At 74.9% G+C, this 17,215-nt stretch carries 12 protein-coding genes; 7 read left to right on the forward strand and 5 right to left on the reverse strand.

Annotated features, from left to right (window positions below; translation table 11 throughout):
• Window positions 1-12: 12 nt before the first annotated feature.
• Entirely contained in the window at window positions 13-1,179 is a 1,167-nt protein-coding gene (locus ACFP1Z_RS21180) for a hypothetical protein (RefSeq protein WP_390318336.1), read from the forward strand.
• On the opposite strand, the gene ACFP1Z_RS21185 is transcribed toward ACFP1Z_RS21180, so the two are convergent.
• Entirely contained in the window at window positions 1,107-1,637 is a 531-nt protein-coding gene (locus ACFP1Z_RS21185; RefSeq protein ID WP_390318575.1) for a GtrA family protein, read from the reverse strand. The two genes, ACFP1Z_RS21180 and ACFP1Z_RS21185, sit on opposite strands and share 73 nt — an antisense overlap.
• A 236-nt stretch (window positions 1,638-1,873) precedes the next feature.
• Between ACFP1Z_RS21185 and manB the strand changes: the two genes are divergently transcribed.
• The 5 genes from manB to ACFP1Z_RS21210 all read left to right on the forward strand — a co-directional run bounded on the left by manB (window position 1,874) and on the right by ACFP1Z_RS21210 (window position 9,572).
• Window positions 1,874-2,953, forward strand: a complete 1,080-nt coding sequence (gene manB, locus ACFP1Z_RS21190; protein WP_390318338.1) for a mannose-1-phosphate guanylyltransferase — start codon at window positions 1,874-1,876, stop codon at window positions 2,951-2,953.
• Window positions 2,954-3,039: 86 nt separating this feature from the next.
• On the forward strand, window positions 3,040-3,879 hold the full coding sequence (locus ACFP1Z_RS21195) for a polyprenol monophosphomannose synthase (protein WP_390318340.1): 840 nt from the start codon (window positions 3,040-3,042) through the stop codon (window positions 3,877-3,879).
• Window positions 3,876-5,411 (forward strand): hypothetical protein, encoded by a 1,536-nt coding sequence (locus ACFP1Z_RS21200; protein ID WP_390318342.1) that lies wholly within the window; start codon window positions 3,876-3,878, stop codon window positions 5,409-5,411. The genes ACFP1Z_RS21195 and ACFP1Z_RS21200 overlap by 4 nt, the downstream gene beginning before the upstream one ends.
• A 157-nt stretch (window positions 5,412-5,568) precedes the next feature.
• The gene (locus ACFP1Z_RS21205; RefSeq protein WP_390318343.1) at window positions 5,569-8,421 is read left to right on the forward strand and encodes a bifunctional glycosyltransferase/CDP-glycerol:glycerophosphate glycerophosphotransferase; all 2,853 of its coding nucleotides are present in this window, start codon (window positions 5,569-5,571) and stop codon (window positions 8,419-8,421) included.
• Window positions 8,418-9,572: a glycosyltransferase gene (locus ACFP1Z_RS21210; protein WP_390318345.1), complete on the forward strand. Its 1,155-nt coding sequence runs from the start codon at window positions 8,418-8,420 to the stop codon at window positions 9,570-9,572. Before ACFP1Z_RS21205 ends, ACFP1Z_RS21210 begins: the two co-directional genes overlap by 4 nt.
• Before the next feature lie 206 nt (window positions 9,573-9,778).
• Here the strand turns inward: ACFP1Z_RS21210 and ACFP1Z_RS21215 are convergent, their stop codons facing one another.
• Complete coding sequence (locus tag ACFP1Z_RS21215) at window positions 9,779-11,659, reverse strand: glycosyltransferase family 2 protein (protein WP_390318347.1); 1,881 nt, start codon at window positions 11,657-11,659, stop codon at window positions 9,779-9,781.
• Window positions 11,660-11,741: 82 nt separating this feature from the next.
• Between ACFP1Z_RS21215 and ACFP1Z_RS21220 the strand changes: the two genes are divergently transcribed.
• A complete protein-coding gene (locus tag ACFP1Z_RS21220) occupies window positions 11,742-13,322 on the forward strand; it encodes a glycosyltransferase family 39 protein (protein WP_390318349.1) in 1,581 nt (526 codons plus the stop codon).
• A gap of 68 nt (window positions 13,323-13,390) precedes the next feature.
• Here ACFP1Z_RS21220 and ACFP1Z_RS21225 read toward each other — a convergent pair whose 3' ends face one another.
• Genes ACFP1Z_RS21225 through ACFP1Z_RS21235 form a run of 3 tightly spaced genes read right to left on the reverse strand, consistent with a single transcriptional unit; the run spans window position 13,391 to window position 17,058 of the window.
• Entirely contained in the window at window positions 13,391-14,272 is an 882-nt protein-coding gene (locus tag ACFP1Z_RS21225; protein WP_390318350.1) for a carbohydrate ABC transporter permease, read from the reverse strand.
• Window positions 14,269-15,633 carry a carbohydrate ABC transporter permease gene (locus tag ACFP1Z_RS21230; protein ID WP_390318352.1) on the reverse strand — a complete coding sequence of 455 codons (1,365 nt, stop codon included), beginning with the start codon at window positions 15,631-15,633 and terminating at the stop codon, window positions 14,269-14,271. Before ACFP1Z_RS21230 ends, ACFP1Z_RS21225 begins: the two co-directional genes overlap by 4 nt.
• Before the next feature lie 15 nt (window positions 15,634-15,648).
• On the reverse strand, window positions 15,649-17,058 hold the full coding sequence (locus ACFP1Z_RS21235; protein WP_390318353.1) for an ABC transporter substrate-binding protein: 1,410 nt from the start codon (window positions 17,056-17,058) through the stop codon (window positions 15,649-15,651).
• Window positions 17,059-17,215 lie beyond the last annotated feature (157 nt).

The following is a 17,215-nucleotide window of genomic DNA, read 5'->3' on the forward strand; positions in this document are numbered from 1 at the left end:
AAAGAGTGTCGGATGAAGGTCATTTCACGTCTTCTGTCGACACCTCGGCGGCGGGCCGAGGCGAGAGCCACCGCCCGGGCGGTCGGGCTGTATCTCGCGGTCGCCGGGCTCGGGTTCGCCGTACTGCTACTGATCAACTACCACCTGGGGCGCAGCGGGAGCGTGCTGCTGCACCGCTGGGACAGCCGTCACTACCTGCACATCGCCGAACGCGGCTATCCGAGCGCGATCCCCTACGACAGCGACGGGCAGCCGGAGTTCTCCACGCTCGCCTTCTTCCCGCTGGTGCCCGCGCTGATCCGGGCGCTGGGCTGGACGGGGCTGCCGCTGGCCTACGCCGGGGTGCTGGTGTCCTGGTGCGGGGCCGCGATCGCGGCGGCGGGCATCCACCGGCTGGTGCGGGCGCTGGGGGGCAGCGACGCCGTCGGGTACGCGTGCGTGGCGCTGTGGGCCTGTTCGCCGTACGCGTTCGCGCTGTGGGTGCCCTATTCCGAGGCGGTCTTCAGCGCGGTGCTCGTGTGGACGCTGGTCGCCCTGATATCCCACCGGTGGCTGGCGGCGGCCGCGCTGTGCTTCGTGGCGGGCACGGTGCGGCCGACGGCCTCGGTGCTCATCGGGACGGTCGTCCTGGCCTGCGGGTGGGCGGCCCTGAAGCGGCGCGACGGCTGGCAGCCGTGGGCGGCGCTGCTGCTGGCGCCGGTCGGGCTGATCGCCAACTGGCTGTTCCTGGGCGCCCATGTGGGGCGCGCGGACGGCTGGTTCGAGGCGGAGCGGGCGTGGGGGCAGTCCTTCGACTTCGGGCTGGGGACCTCGCGCGTGGTGCGCCGGGTGCTGTTCTACCGGCACGTGCACGGTGTCGTGGACGTGCGCAACGCCGTGGTGCTGGGGCTGCTGGTGCTCACGGCGATCGGGGTGCTGGCGCTGGCGCTGGACCGGCGGGTGCCGTGGCCGCTGGTGGTCGCGGTCGCGGGGGCGTGGGTGCTGATGGTGGGTACGCCGGGTTCGCCGCTGTCCAAGCCACGCTTCATGCTGCCGTTCCTGCCGGTTCTGCTGCTGTTGGTGGCCCGGCCGCTCGCGCGTGCTCCGCTTGGGGTGCGGCTGTGTCTCTACGGTGGAGGAGCGGTGGTCTCGGGGTGGTACGCGGCAGGGTTGCTCGTGCTGTTCGAGGGGTCGCCGTGACACGCGGGCTCGTCGGGGTGCCGTTCGGCGCAGGGCCCGGCCGGGCGCGCGTGGCCGGGCAGCGCGCGGAACACCCAGGCGCGGTAGGACCAGAAGCGGAAGAGCGTGGCGGCCGCGATCCCCAGGAACTTGAACAGGTTGCTCTGGAACGGGGTGTGCCAGCCGAAGCCGTACGTGGCCACGTAGAGCACCCCGTTCTCGATGACGAGGCCGACGCCGCTGAAGCCGGCGAACAGGGCGATCTCGCGGCTGCGGCGGCTCTTGTCGCGCTCCCGGTAGGTGAAGTAGCGCAGGCCCAGGTAGTTGAAGGCGATGGCGACGGTGGTCGCGACGACGCTGCAGCGGACGACCGGCAGTCCGCTCAGCGCGCGGCAGAGGTTGAAGACCGCGAGGTTGACGACGATGCCCAGGGCGCCGACCGTGCCGAACTTGGTGAACTCCAGCCCCAGCGCGTACATCCGGCGCAGCCGGCCCGCCGGGTTCCGTGGGGTCGTCGGGCGCCGGGGGCGGCGCGGGGTGCGCAGAAAACGCGGGAGTCGCAGAAATCGCGGAATTCGCAGGAGTCGCACGGGCCTCTCCCGGGTACTGTCGCCACGCAAACCAGACATTTGACGCAGAGAATTGATTGTAGTGTAAATTGCCGCAAAAACGGTCATGGATCTCTGAAAACGGCGAAGACGGCGAGGACAGTGGCATGACAGAGGCGGTACTGCTCGTCGGCGGCAAGGGGACCCGGCTCCGCCCGCTCACCCTCACCACGCCGAAGCCGATGGTCCCCGCCGCCGGGGTGCCCTTCCTCGCCCACCAGCTCGCCCGCGCCCGCGCCGCCGGAGTGCGCCACGTCGTGCTGGCCACCTCCTACCTCGCCGAGGTCTTCGAACCGTACTTCGGCGACGGCTCCGCGCACGGGCTCAGACTCACCTACGTCACCGAGGACGAACCCCTGGGCACCGGCGGAGCGATCCGCGGGGCCGCGGACGCGCTCGAAGCGGGGCCCGCCGACCCCGTCCTCGTCTTCAACGGCGACATCCTCACCGGCCTGGACATCCGCGCGCTGCTCGCCCGGCACGAGCGCGCACGGGCCGATGTGACGCTGCATCTGACCCGCGTCGCCGACCCGCGCGCCTTCGGGCTGGTGCCCACCGACGCCGACGGGCGCGTGCTGGCCTTCACCGAGAAACCGCGGCGGCCCGAGGAGATCGTCACCGACCAGATCAACGCCGGCGCCTACGTCTTCCGGCGCGAGGTCGTCGGCTCCATCCCCGCCGGCCGGCCCGTCTCCGTCGAGCGCGAGACCTTTCCCGGGCTGCTGGCCGGCGGTGCCCTGCTGCACGGCGTCGTCGACGCCTCGTACTGGCTGGACCTCGGCCGGCCCGCCGCCTTCGTACGGGCCTCCGCCGATCTCGTACGGGGCGTGATCGGCTCACCGGCCCTGCCGGGCGAGCCCGGCGAGTACCTGCTGCTGCCGGGCGCGCACGTCGAGGACGGGGCCCGCCTGCACGGCGGCACCGTCGTCGGCGCGGGCGCGTACGTGGCGGCGGGCGCCGACGTGGAGGGCTCCGTCCTGCTGGACGGGGCACGTATCGGGCAGGGCGCGCGGGTACGGGCGGCGATGGTGGGCCGGGGCGCCCGGGTGGGGCCGCGCACCGTGCTGGACGGCGCCGTCGTCGGGGACCGGGCCGAGGTCGGCGCGGACAACGAACTGCGCGACGGGGCCCGCGTCTGGTGCGGCACGGCCATCCCCGACGCCGCCATCCGCTTCTCCGCCGTCTGACCGCCCGCACTCGCGCGGACCGCCCGCCCACCGACCGCCACCGACTGCCTACCGATCGCTGACCGACCGCCGACAAGGTTCTCTTCATGAGCGAGCACGCACCCCGCACCGCCGCACCCCCGCAGCCGCTGCCCGCCGAGTGGGCGCGTACTGCGACGACCGTCGTGATGCCCACCTACAACGAGGCGGACAGTCTGCCGACGACGGCCGCCGCGCTGATGTCCCTGCCGTTGGAGGGGCTGCGTCTGCTGGTCGTCGACGACAACAGTCCCGACGGCACCGGCAAGACCGCCGAGGATCTCGCCGAGCGGTACAACACGCCCGGGCACACCCGCATGTCCGTGCTGCACCGCACCGCCAAGGACGGCCTCGGCCGCGCGTACACCGCCGGTATGGCGCGCGCGGTCACCGAAGGCGCCGCCTACGTCGTGCAGATGGACGCCGACGGCAGCCATCCGGCCGGAAAAGTGGGGGAGTTGCTGGGGGTGGCGCTGGCCACCGGCGCGGACCTCGTCGTCGGCAGCCGCTACGTGCCCGGCGGCACCCTCTCCGAGGCCTGGGGCCTGCACCGCAGGCTGCTCTCCCGCTGGGCCAACGTCTACGCCTCCGCGATCCTCGGCACCCGGGTGCGCGACATCACCGGCGGCTTCAACCTGTGGAGCGCCGCCGCGCTGCGCGCGATCGACCTCGCCTCCGTCGGCAGCGCCGGATACAGCTTCCAGGTGGAGATGAAGTACCGCGCCGTGCAGGCCGGTTGCAGCGTGCTGGAGGTGCCCATCCACTTCGAGGAGCGCGCCGCCGGCGAGTCGAAGATGGACCTGGCGGTGCAGCTGGAGTCCGTGGCCATGCCCTGGCGGCTGCGTGCCCGCGCGGCCCGGGCGGCACGGTCGGCCCGCGCGTCCCGCGCCCTGCGCGCGCACCCGTGACCGAGTGCGGCCCCGCCCCGGCCGTGCGCCCCGGGGCGCGCACGGCGCGTACGGCCGCGCACCGGACGGTCACCGGCGCCGCCGCCCTGCTGGTCGCCCTGCTGCTGGCCATGGCCGTACGGCTGCCGTGGGCGGGCGATCTGGGGATGCACGCGGCCGTCCTGGAACGGCTGCGCACCGACCTGTTCCACCCGGGCAATCCCCTGGTGGCCGCCGACACGCCCAGCCCGTACTACTCCCCGTGGACGGTGCTGCTGGCGGCCTTCGCCACGGTCACCGGCTGGAGCACCTTCCGCGTGCTGCACCTGGCGGCGCTCGTGGACCTGGCGGTGCTCGTCACGGGCGTACGGGCCTTCGTGCGCACCTTCACCCGGCGGCGCGCGGCCGTACCGCTGGCGCTGCTGTGCCTGTTCCTGCTGTACGGGGTGCGGCTGTTCGCGTGGAGCGGCTTCCTGGGGATCGCCTCGCTCTCGCTCACCCTCGCCTACCCCGGCGTGCTCGCCTTCGGGGCGGCCTTCCACTTCTGGGCGCTGCTGCGGAGAGCGCTGGCGGGCCGGTGGCCGCTGTCGGCCTTCCTCGGGCTCGGACTGCTGCTCGCGTGCGTGCTGTTGACCCACCCGTTCACCGGGGCCGTCGCCGTCACCGGCGGCGCCGCCGTCCTCCTCGGGCAGCGGCCGTGGCCCGCCCGCGCCGTGTGGGCGCGGGCCGCCGCGGGCTGTCTGCCCGCCGTCGCGGTGCCGCTGTGCTGGCCGTACTACCCCGTCCTCACCCTGCTCGGCGGGGGCGGGCTCGACGCGGTCCACCGGCCGCTGTACACCCACCTGGGCACCAAGTTCTGTCTGGCGGCCCTGGGCGCGGCCGCGCTGGCCCTGCGCGCGCGGCGCGACAAGCGCGACCCCCTCGTGCTGTTCTGCGCCCTGGGGCTGGCCGTCTTCACGGCGGGCGGACTGAGCGGGCACCACGCCTGGGGGCGGATCCTGCCCGCCGTCCTGGTCCCCGCGCAGCTCGCGCTGGCCCTGGAGACCACCGACGCCGTCGCCCGCGCCCGCCGTACGCGCGCCGTCCTCGCCCCGCTGACGGCCGCCGGACTGCTGGCCGGGGCGGTGGCGCAGGCGGGCGTCGTGACCTACGTACTGCCGTCCGCCGCCGTCCCTCGCGCCCTGCGCGCCCTGCCCGCCGTCGCGCCGTGGCCGCGCTTCTCCTGGGCGGCCCGGCACGTGGCCAGGGGCGAGACGGTGATGACCGACGACTACCGCGCGCTGCGCGCCCTGCCCGCCTACGGCCCGTACACCGTCGCCCCCGCCTGGCCCGACGCCTTCCTCGACGACGAGGCCGAGCGCCGCGCCGCCACCCGCCGCTACTTCGCGCCCGCCACCCCGCGCGCCGAACGGCTGGGCATCCTGCGCGAGTTCGGGGTCCGCTGGGTGCTCCAGCGGGACGGCCACGGCGGGCTGCCGCCCGGCGACCCGGCGCTGCGGCGCGTCGAACGGGGGCCCGGCGGACTCGCCCTGTCCGAGGTCCGCACCCCGTGACCGGGGGCCCGGACGACGCGACGCGAAGCCGGAGACGGTGACTGTCAGTGGTCGCCTCTAGTCTGTGCGTAGTGATCGCCGGAGGTCCCCGGACCCCGGCCGTCCGGCCCGGCAGCCGCGCCTGCCCCCGACCGTCCGCAGCGAAACGAGGTGACCCGTGACCGCCGTGCACCCCCCACCGGGGCCCGATGTCAGCGTGATCGTGATCGTCCACAACGACGCCGAGCGGCTGCCGCGCGCCGTGCGCTCGGTGCTCGGGCAGTCCCTGCGCCGTCTGGAGGCCGTGGTCGTCGACGACTGCTCCACCGACGGCTCCCTCGCCGCCGCCCGCCTCCTGGCCGCCGCCGACCCGCGCGTGCGCGTCCTGCGGCTGCCCGTCAACAGCGGCGGCTGCGGCGCCCCGCGCAACGCGGGCATCGCCGCCGCGCGCGGCCGCTTCGTGATGTTCCTCGACAGCGACGACGAACTGCCCCGCCACGCCTGCAAGTCGATGCTGCTGACGGCCGAGGAGACCGGCGCCGACCTCGTCACCGGGCAGGTCGTGCGGCTCTTCGAGGAGACCGGGGCCACCGCCCTGTGCTATCCCGAACTCTTCACGGACGTACGGCGTGTGGCCGGACTGCGCGCGGCACCGGAGTACTTCCTGGACCACCTGTCCACCAACAAGCTCTACCGGGCGGACTTCCTCGCCCGCCACCGGCTGCGCTTCCGCGAGGACATGCACTACGAGGACCACCTCTTCAGCGCCCAGGCCCTCACCCTGGCCCGCGAGTTCGCCGTCGTCCCCTGGCCCGTGTACACCTGGCGGCTCGCCGCCGGACCCGGCGCCCCCTCCATCTCCGCGAGCCGCCACCGGCTGAGCAATGTCACCGACCGCCTCAGAGCGGCCCGCGCCGTCGACGCCTTCCTCGACGACAGCGGGAACGCGGACCTGCGGCCCGCCAAGGACGCCAAGTTCCTCCGCCACGACCTGCGGCTGTACCTGGGCGACCTGCCCTTCCGCGACCGCGCCTGGGCCGAGGGGCTCGCCGCCGCCGTCACCCCCTGTCTCGCCGGGGCCGACCCCGGCGCCCTCGCCGCCCTGCCGCGCGAGCAGCGGATCTGCCAGTACCTGCTGGGCGCCGGCCGGTACACGGAGGCCGCCGAGTGCGCGCGCACCCTCGACCGGCCGCGGCTCGCCCCCCGCCACGTCGTGCGCGAGGACGGCCGCGTCCTGTGGGGGCGCACCCGCCCCGACGGCCCGGCCGAGGCCGCCGCGCTCGACATCACCGACTGGCACCTGGACGAACAGCCCTTCGCCACCGGCCCGTTGCGCCACGAGGCCGCCCGCGTCACCCGCCACGGCCGGCTGCTGCGGATCGTCCTGCACACCTACGACCCCGCCCGGCTGCTCACCGGGGACGTGCCCGTCACCGGCGAACTGCGCCTGACCACCCCGGCCGGCCCGTACGCCGTGCCCTTCTCCTACGCGCCGGCCGGCGCCGAGGCCGCCCGGGACTGCCGCACCGCGGCCGTCGACCTCGACCCCCGCCGGATCCCCCTGGGCCTCAAGGGATTCACCGGCCGCCGCCACCCCGTCGTCGTCCTCGAACGGCTCGGCCTCACCCGCACCGACCCCGTCCTGGCCCCCGCCGGGCTGCCGCCGCTGCGCGTCCCGCTGCACCGGCCGGCCCCGCTCGCCGGGCACATCCTGCGCGCCGGCTGCGAGGGCCGGGGCGCCGGCCGGCTCGAACTCGCCTGGGAGCGCACGGGCGCCCTCGCCCGCGCCGAGGCGCTCGCCCCCCGCCTGGGCCCCGTCCGCCGCCGGCTGCACCGCCTCACCCGCCGCGTGACCGGCCCGCGCACCAAGGCCCTGGCCTACCACGAGCTGCAGAAGCTGCCCGTCGACGAGCACCTGGTGCTCTTCGAGGCCCTGGAGGGCCGCGGCTACGCCGACAGCCCCCGCTCCATCCACGAGGAACTGCGGCGCCGCGGACTGCCGTTGAAGGCCGTGTGGTCCTACACCGGCAGCCGCGCCTCCTATCCGCCGGACGTGCCCCTGGTGCGCCGGGGCAGCTGGGAGTACGTCCGCACGCTCGCCCGCGCCCGCTACTGGGTCGACTCCCACGGCCTGCCCGCCCTCTACGGCAAACGGCCCGGCACCCGCTATCTGCAGACCTGGCACGGCCAGGCCCTCAAGCACATGGGCTTCGACGTGCCGGAGCTGCGCCTGGCGAGCCCCGAGCGGCAGCGCCGGCACCGCGCCGACATCGCCCGCTGGGACGTCCTGATCGCCCCCAGCGAGGAGTTCGAGAAGACCTTCGTGCGCGCCAACGCCTACCCGGGCGAGCTGCTGCGCACCGGACTGCCCCGCAACGACGTCCTCGTCCGCCGTGACGAGGAGGCCCAGCGCGAGCGGGCCGCCGCCACCCGCGAGCGGCTCCAGATCCCCGACGGGCGCAAGATCCTGCTGTACGCGCCCACCTTCCGCGACGGGGCGAGGGAGTCCGGCGCCTCCGTCCGCGTCGACCTCGACGAGCTCGTCCGCCGCACCGGCGAGGAGTGGACGGTCGTCGTCCGCCCGCACTACTACGAGTGCTTCGGCGTCCCCCGCGAACTGGGCCACGCGGTGCGCGACGGCCGGGAGTTCACCGACCCCAACGACCTCATGCTCGCCTCCGACGCGCTGCTCACCGACTACTCGTCGATGATGTTCGACTACACCCACCTCGGGCGGCCCGTCCTGATCTACGCCGACGACTACGAGGAGTACCGCACGGCGTCGCGCGGCACGTACTACGACCTCGCCGAGATCGCCCCCGGGCCGCTGCTCACCACGACGGGGCAACTGGTGGCGGCGCTGCGGGACCTGCCGGCGGTGCGGGAGGAATGGGCCGGGGCCTATGCCGCCTTCCACGCCCGGTTCAACCCGTACGGGGCGGGGCGGGCCGGAGAGGCCGTCGTCGACGCGTTCTTCGCGGAGGCCGGTGCGGGTTCCGGTGCCGGGTGTGCGGGGGGCGGTGCGCGATGAGCGCCCGGCACGCCCCGCGCGACGTGTTCCTCGTCGGGATCGACGTGGACTCCCTCGGCGGCTCGCAGCGCGTCCTGCACACCCTCGCCCAGGGGCTCGCCGGGCGCGGGCACCGCGTCGAGCTCGTCGGCATCCGGCCCAGCCCGCGCCCGCACACCTACCACGCGGCCCCCGCCTACCGGCACACCACGCTCTACCGCGCCCCGGCCCCGCCGCCCTGGCAGGCCGACTCCCTCGCCGAGCGGCTGAGCCCCGCCCGGCTGCTGCGGGCCCGCGCCGAACGCGCCGAGCGGGCCCGGGCGTTGCGCAGGCTCGCCCGGCGGTTCGCGGCGGTGCGCGGCGGCTGCGTCGTCATCGGCTCGCCCTGGGCGGCGGTGTGGCTCGAGGGGCTGCCGTGGCCGCACCTGAAGGGCATCGGCCAGTATCACGAGTCCTTCGAGCAGGCGCGGGCCGGCGAGAACCTGCGGCTGATCCTCCAGCACTATCCGGCCCTGGAGAAGGCGCTGTTCCTCAGCGAGACGGACGCGGCCGCCTTCCGCCGGCAGCGGCTGCCCAACGCGGGCGTCATGCCGAACCCGCTGCCCTTCGAGCCCGGCGCGCCCGCCCCGCTGGACACCCGCCGCGTCGGCGCCGTCGGCCGCCTGGAGCCGGTCAAACGGCTGGACCGGCTGCTCGACGCCTTCGCCGCGGCCGCCCGCGGGACCGCCGGCTGGGAGCTGCACCTGTTCGGCGACGGCCCCCAGGAGGGCGAACTGCGCGCGCGTGCCGAGCGGTTGGGCATCGCCGGCCGGGTCCGGTTCCGGGGCGGCGTGGCCGACATGGCGGCCGCCTACCGGGAGCTGTCCCTGCTCGCCCTCACCAGCGAGCGGGAGGGCCGCCCCATGGCCGTCGCCGAGGCCGCCGCTGCGGGTGTGCCCTGCGTGGCCTTCGCCGTCTCCGGCGGCGTCCGTGACCTGGTCTCCGACGGCCGCACCGGCACCCTCGTGCCCCCCGGCGACACGGACGCATTCGCGGCGGCCCTGCGGGAATTGATGACGGACAGCGCGCTGCGCGCCCGCTGCGGCCGCGCGGCACGCGAGCACGTGGCACCACTGCGGCTGCCCGCGGTCCTGGACCGCTGGGAGAAGCTGTTCGAGGAGGTGGACCGCTGATGCGTGCGCGCCTGCGGCGCGGAGGGAACGGCAAGGGGCACCCGGCGACGCCGCCCGCACCGCCCGGGCCGCACGCCGCCGCGCCGCCGGGGTCCCGGGGGCGAACGGGGTGTGCGGCCGGGCCTGTTGGGGTGCGGCGGGGCGGGGCGGTGGTGGCTTCGGGCGCGACTGTGTCCTCGCGCGCGGTGGCGGGGGACCGGGGAGCTTCAGAGGTGTGGGTCGGCCGGTGTGTGGTTGTTGGGGTGGGTTCGGGTGGTGGGGCGGGGGCCGTGGCGGGAGTGGGGCGGTGTCTGCTTTGCGGCGGTGGAGGCGTTTCGTTTGTTCCACGCGCGGCGCAGGCGGCACGCGGCGATGGTCAGGGCGCTGCGGGGGCCCGGGGCCAGGCGGAGGGAGAGGGAGCCGTTCGCCGTGGCGTGGGGGTGCGCGAGGAGCAGCCCGAAGCGCAGGCTCGGCAGGGCGGAGCGGCGCAGCCCGGGGCCCACGGCCCGTACGGAGGTGCGGAAGGAGCCGCCCGCCGCGCAGTGCACCCGCACGCGCACGTCCCACACCTGCGGGTCCCGGCCGCCCTCGTGCCGGCCGGCCGCGGCCAGCGCGGCCAGGCCGACGCGGACGCGCGCGGTCCACGCGGAGCCCTCGTCGGCCAGGGGAACGGAGTGCCGCAGTACGGGTCCGCCGTCCCGGTGGCGCAGTTCCACGTCGGCGGTCTGCGGCCGGGCGGCGGCCAGCCGGCCGTACAAGTCGTGCACGCGCAGCAGCAGTTCGGCGCGCGGGCCGCCGGGGGAGCCCGCCGTGGCGAGGGCGGTGCCGGGCGGGCCGGGCAGCCAGAGCCGTGTGCTGCGCGCGGCACGCGGGGGCAGCAGCCGGCCGAACCGGCCGGGCCTTCCCCGGCGTTCGCGGCGTGGCGGCCCCGTCAGGAGGCGTGGCGCGGCGTCGACCGTCACCGGCAGCCGGGCGACGGGCTCGGCGGCGGGGCCGGTGATGCCGTCGAGTTCCGCGTGGGGGAGGTCCTCGTCCCACACGGGGCGGTCGCCGGCGCGGGCGTAGGGCGGCAGCAGGCGGGCGGGGGAGGCGGCGAGCTGGGCCAGGCGCGCGAGGTCGCGGGGGGCCTCGGTGGCGAGCAGCAGGCGGGCGGTCCAGCGGGCGGGCGCGCGGGCGGCCCGCAGTTCGTCCTCCGTGTAGCAGGCGAGGTGGGCGCGGGTCACCCGCCACCAGGCGGCCCGGTAACCGGGGCTGCGCAGGGGCAGTTCGCGCGCGTACAGCCGCAGGTCGTGGTCGAGGAACTTCACGCGCGCGGCCCGCGCGAGCGTCTCGCGGCCGGCCTCGCGCAGTACGCGCACGCTGCGCCGGTGGGCGCACAGCCGGGCCCGCCAGTTGGCGATGGAGGAGCGGTCGAGGGAGATCGAGGGCACGGCCGCGTCCCTGCGCACGTGCCAGATGTAGACGGGGTCGGGCACGGTCGCGATGCGGGGCGCGGCGGCCAGTACGCGGGCGGTGAAGACGAAGTCCTCGTAGCGGAAGGGGCCTTCGGGGAAGGCGATGCCGTGCTCGGTGAGGAAGGCCCGCGCGTAGAGCTTGTTGACGCACAGGGTGTCGTGCAGCAGCGCGGGCCGTTCCTCGGGGCTCGCGTGCACGGTGGCGGTGCGGTAGAGGCCGGGCTGCCAGCGCACGTCGCGCCGCCCGGGCAGTTCGCGCCGTACGCACAGCCCGGCCGCGACGGGCGCGTGGTGCCGCAGGGCGGCGGCCAGCAGTGCGGCGGCGGCGCCCGCCGGGAGGGTGTCGTCGCTGTCGAGGAACATGACGTACGGCGAGCCGGCGGCCCGCAGCCCGTCGTTGCGCGGGGTGCCGCAGCCGCCGCTGTTGACGGCGCGGTGGAGGACCCGCAGCCGGGGGTGACGGGCCGCCAGATGGTCGAGCAGGGCGGCGGTCCCGTCGGTGGAGGCGTCGTCCACGGCGAGGACCTCCGCGACGACGGGGCCCTGCGCGAGAGCGGACCGGATCGCGTCACCGATGTGCGCGGCGTCGTTGAAGCCGATGACGACCACGCTGATCCGCGCGGTGGGCCGGGTTGCGCTCTCCTCCTCGGTCATGAAACCCAGTTTTACCGATAAATACGAACAAACCCGGGCATTGAACCTGAAGTGGACGGAATCGACGGGACGGACGGGGCTGATGGCACGGACAGGGCTGACCAGGAGCGCTGACGGCGCGACGGAGGGCCGGCTCGCCGCGACGCCGGCGCAGCCGGGGACGCGCGGCCGCGGCCAGGGCGTGCGCCCGGCGCCGGCCCGGGGCCGGCCCGCGCGGCCCGCCGCCCTCCTCGCCCCCGCCGCCGTCATGCTCGGCCTCGGCCTGTGGGGGCTGGACCGGGGCACGATGTGGCGCGACGAGGCCGCCACCTTCGACGTCGCCCGCCGCTCACTGCCGCAGATGTGGCACCTGTTCGGCAGCGTGGACGCCGTGCACGGCCTGTACTACCTGCTGATGCGCCCGGTGCTGGCGCTGCGCGCCGACGAGCTCGCCCTGCGGCTGCCGTCGGTGGCCGCCTCCGCCGCCACCGCGGCCCTCGTCGGCGCGATCGGCTGCCGGCTGGCCGGGCCCCGGGTGGGCCTGTGGGCCGGACTGCTCTTCGCGGGCACGCCCTTCGTCAGCCACTACGCGCAGGAGGGCCGTTCGTACGCGCTCGTCACCACCGGTGCCGCGCTGGCCACCTGGCTGCTGGTCCGCGCCGTCGAGCACGGCTCGGCGGGCCGCTGGGCGGCCTACGGCGCGGCTGCCGCCGGTGCCGCGCTGCTGCACGAGTTCGCCGCGCTGCTGCTGGCCGCGCACGCCCTGACCCTGCTCACCGGGCGTGTGCCGTGGCGCACCTGGCGGGGCTGGGGCGCGGCGGCGCTCGCCGTCTGCGCGGTGCTGGTGCCGCTGGTGCTGCGCACCCGGGGGCAGAGCGGCCAGGTCTCCTGGCTGCGGACGCCCGGATACGCGGAGGCCAAGGCGCTGGTGCGGTCCTTCGCCGGACCGGGCGGCCTCGTCCTGGTCGTGACGCTCGCGCTGATCGCCGTCGCCGTCCTCGCCCCGCGCCCGCGCGTCGGCGTCCTGCATCCCACGGCCGTGGCCCTGCCGTGGGCGGTGGTCCCGCCCGTCCTGCTGTACACGGTCTCGCAGTCCCAGCCGCTGTTCTACGACCGCTATCTGCTGTTCTGCGTGCCGGGCGTGCCGCTGCTCGCCGCCACCGGCGCCGACCGGCTCCTCGGGGCGGTGCGCCGGCGGCGGCTGGTGACGGCGGCCGGGGTCCTGGCGATCGCGGCGGCCTTCGTCTGGCAACTGCCGTACCAGGAGCGGGAGCGGCGGCCCGCCTCCCGGGGCGACGAGCTCGCCCGCGTCGCCGCTGTCGCCGGGCGGCAGGCCCGCCCCGGGGACGCCGTGCTGTTCCTCCCGCAGTACGAGCGCCGTGTCTCCCTCGCCTACCCGGAGGACTTCGCCGGCCTGCGCGATGTCGGCCTGCGGCGCTCGCCCGCCGCCTCCGGCACCCTCTACGGCGAGGACGTCGCCCCCGCCGAACTCGCCGACCAGCTGGCGCGGTTGGACGCCCGGCAGCGGCTGTGGGTGGTGTGGGACACCTCGGCGGTGGGCAGCCGCTGGTACCGGGGGCAGCCGGCCGAGCGGGCCCGGACGGACGCGCTCGACCGGCTGTACCGGGAGGAGTCGGCGACGTACGTGCGCGGCGGCGCGGTCTCGCTGTACGTGCGCCGCTGAGCGGGGGCGTCAACAGGCCGCCCGTGACGGTTGCTTGACGGCCACCGTCATCACCCCGTCCACAGCCGTCACTTCACCGCCCCCGCCATCACCCCGCTCACGAACTGCCGCTGGAACGCGAAGAACACCGCGAGCGGCACCACCATCGACAGGAAGGCGCCCGAGGCCAGGATGTCGATGTTGTCGCCGAACTGCCGCACCTGCTGCTGCAGCGCGACCGTGATCGGCGGCCGGCCGCTGTCCGCGAAGATCAGCGCGACGAGCATGTCGTTCCACACCCACAGGAACTGGAAGATGCCCAGTGAGGCGATCGCCGGACCGCCCAGCGGCAGCACCACCCGCGTGAACAGCCGCAGTTCGCCCGCGCCGTCCAGCCGCGCCGCCTCCAGCAGCTCCCGGGGGATCTCCGCGAAGAAGTTGCGCAGCAGGAACACCGCGAAGGGCAGTCCGAACGCGGTGTGGAAGAGCACCACGCCCGGAGTGCTCTCGAAGATGCCGACGGCGTCGAAGAGCTTGGCGACCGGGATCAGCGCGACCTGCACCGGCACCACGAGCAGCCCGACCACCAGCATGAACCACCAGTCCCGGCCGGGGAACTCCAGCCAGGCGAAGGCGTATCCGGCGAGCGAGCCGATCAGGACGACCAGCACCGTGGCGGGCACGGTGATCAGCGCGGTGGTGCCCAGGGACTGGGTGACCGCGTCGTTGTGGAACAGCGTGCGGTAGCTCTCGCCCGTCAGCTGCCCGGCGTGGGCGAAGACCTCCCACCAGCCGGAACCGGCGATGTCGGCCTTGCCGCGCAGCGAGGACGCCAGCAGCCCGACCGCCGGGGTCAGCCACAACAGCCCGACGGCGACGAGGAACAGCCGCGTCGCCCCGCCGCCGAGCCGGCCCGCGATCCGCGCCGGCAGTGACCGTTCGGCCTTGACCGTGGTGTCGAGCGTGGTCATCGCTGCCGCTCCCTTCGCAGCCGCCTGAGATTGACGATCATCACCGGCACCACGAGCACCAGCAGGAAGATCGCGATGGCGCTGCCGACCCCCTGGTTGACATCCGTGCCGAACGACGACTGGTACAGCTGCAGGGCCAGCACATTGGCGTTGGCCAGACTGGAGCCCGGCGCGATGATGTACACGAGGTCGAAGATCTTCAGCACGTTGATCATCAGGGTGACGAGGACGACGCCGAGGACGGGCGCCAGCAGCGGCACCGTCACCCGCCGGAAGACCTGCCACTCGTTCGCCCCGTCCACCCGTGCCGCCTCCAGCAGTTCACGCGGCACGCCCGCCAGGCCCGCCGCGATGAGCACCATCGCGAACCCGGCCCACATCCAGATGTAGGCGCCGATGATGGCCGGGGTGACCAGTGAGGGGCCCAGCCAGTCGACGCCGTTGTAGTGCTGGGCGAAGTTCGCCTCCGGCAGCCGCAGTCGGGCCCCGTCGGCCGTCGCGGGCAGGGTGAAGGTGCCGTCCGCGCCCGTGGTCGCCGAGGCCACGGTCCGGCCGTCCTTGACCGCCTCGACCGTCACGCCCGCGAGCGCCTTCTCGCCCTTGTCGAGCCGGCCGGGGGTGCTGGTGCCGCCGCGCACGAAGTCCCGCCACACCGTGCCCGTGACCCGGTCCGGCAGGGCCCGCGCCGGGACGGCCTCGTGGGCTCCGGCGAGGTCGGCGGGCTTGGCGCCGACCAGCGGCAGCAGCGCCGGACTGCCCGCCCGCACCGTGGCCTTCGTGACGAACGCGCCGCCGCTCGCGGTGAGGATGCCGCTGTCCGAGGGGTGGGCGCCCGGGAAGGGCGAGGGGGCGCTGAAGGTGTCGTGCACGCCCACCCACACCGCGTTGGCGACCCCGCGCTGCGGGTCCTGCTCGTACATCAGCCGGAAGATGATGCCCGCGGCGAGCATCGAGATCGCCATCGGCATGAAGACGACCAGCTTGAACGCCGTTCCCCAGCGCACCCGTTCGGTGAGCACCGCGAAGACCAGCCCGAGGGCCGTGGCCAGCGAGGGCGCGGCGATCACCCAGACGACGTTGTTCTTCAGGGCGGTGCGGATGCGGTCGTCGGTGAAGACCTCCTGGTAGTTGTCGACGCCCACGAAGGAACCGCCGGAGGCGTCGAAGAAGCTCCGGTAGAGGGAGTAGCCGATGGGATAGACGACGAGGGCGCCCAGCAGCGCCAGCGCCGGCAGCAGGAACAGGGCGGCGAGCCACGGCCTGCCGCCGAGCACGCTCCTGCCCTTCCCGCGCTTCGATGGAGTGGATGCGGGCGGCACGGGCCCAGGACCCGTGGTGCCGCCCGCCGTCGCGGTCGACATGGTGCCGGGCTCCCGTCAGTTCGTATAGGTCCTGTACGCCTTCTGCGCGTCCTCCTCCAGCCGCCGCTGGGCGCCGGCCACGTCGGACGGGTTCTGCAGAAAGTCCTGGAGGTCCTTCCACTCGCCCTGCCCGGGCTTGGCGCCGAAGGACGCGGGCGCCTGGTCGGACATGTCGAAGCGGAAGGAATCGCCCGCCTCCACCAGCACCTTGGCGATGGAGCGCAGGGTGTCGTCGCGGTAGGCGGACAGGTCCAGGGAGCGGTTGGCCGAGACGAACCCGCCCTGCCCGGCCCAGACGGCCGCCGCGTCGGGGGAGGCGAGGAAGGTCATCAGCGCCTGCGCGGCCGCCCCGGGCCGCAGCGCGACGGCCACGTCCCCGCCGGTCACCACCGGGCGTTCGGCACCCACCGCCGGGAACGGGAAGACCTTCGCGTCCTTGCCGACCACGGCGCCCGTCGCCGTGATGTTGGGAACGCAGATCTCGCCCTCGTAGACCATCGCGGCCTTCGCGTCCGCCCCGCCGGCGAAGGCCTTCGTGACGGAGGTGGGGAACTGGGTCCGCAGCGCGCCCGCGTTGCCGCCGGCGAGCAGCTCCCGCTTGCCGAACAGCTGGGCCAGCGTGGTCAGCGCCTGAGTCACCGACGGATCCGTCCACTTGACGGTGTGCCGGGTGAGCCCGTCGTACTTCTCCTGGCCCGCCTGCGAGAGGTAGATGTTCTCGAACCAGTCGGTGAGCGTCCAGCCGTCGGCCCCGGCCACCGAGACCGGGTCGACGCCGTAGTCGGCGATCAGCTGGGCGGCACGCAGGAACTCGGGCCAGGTGCGCGGCACTTCGGCCCCCGCCGCGTCGAAGATCTTCGCGTTGTACCAGATGAGGGACTTGTTGCCGGCCTTGAAGTACACGCCGTAGCGCCGGCCCTCCCAACTGCCCAGGTCCTGCCAGCCCTTGGAGAAGTTCTTCGCGAGCTGCCCGGCCGCTTCGGGGTCGAGCGGCCGCAGCCAGCCCTTGCGCGCGAACTCGTGGAGCACGCCCGGCTGCGGGAGCATCGCGACGTCCGGCGGGTCGCCGCCGGCGACCTTCGAGCCGATGAACGCCGACATGTCGTCACCGCTGGGGACGAACGAGACCCGCGCGCCGGTCCGCCGGGCGAACTCGTCCAGCACCTTGGTGAAACTCTTCTGCTCGGCGCCCGTCCACACGGCGGTGACCTTGAGGTGCTGCCCGGCCAGCCCCGGCAGTCGCACCGTGTGCGGCACGGCCTGCGCGCCCGCTTCCCGCTGCCCGCCGTGGTCGTCGGCGCAGCCCGCCGTCGTCAGCGCCAGCGCCCCCGCCGCGGCCACCGCGAGCGCTCCGCGCACTCTGCGCCGCGCCGGCGCGGCACGTGGCGCGCGCGCCCTGCGCAACGGTGTCCGTAATGCCGCCATCGCTTCCCCGCCCCCCTCGCACGAGATCCCCGTGGACGGCCGTCGCGCAGGTCACCCGGCCTGCGGCCCGTCTCCCCGTGCGAGTAGTCCTACGCCCGGCGACCGGCGGCCGCAATACCGTCTTCGGGGCAGGGGCGGTGATCGTGACCGGGCTGTG

The sequence above is a fragment of the Streptomyces gamaensis genome, from assembly GCF_042656465.1.
In the GTDB taxonomy this organism is placed as follows: domain Bacteria; phylum Actinomycetota; class Actinomycetes; order Streptomycetales; family Streptomycetaceae; genus Streptomyces; species Streptomyces gamaensis.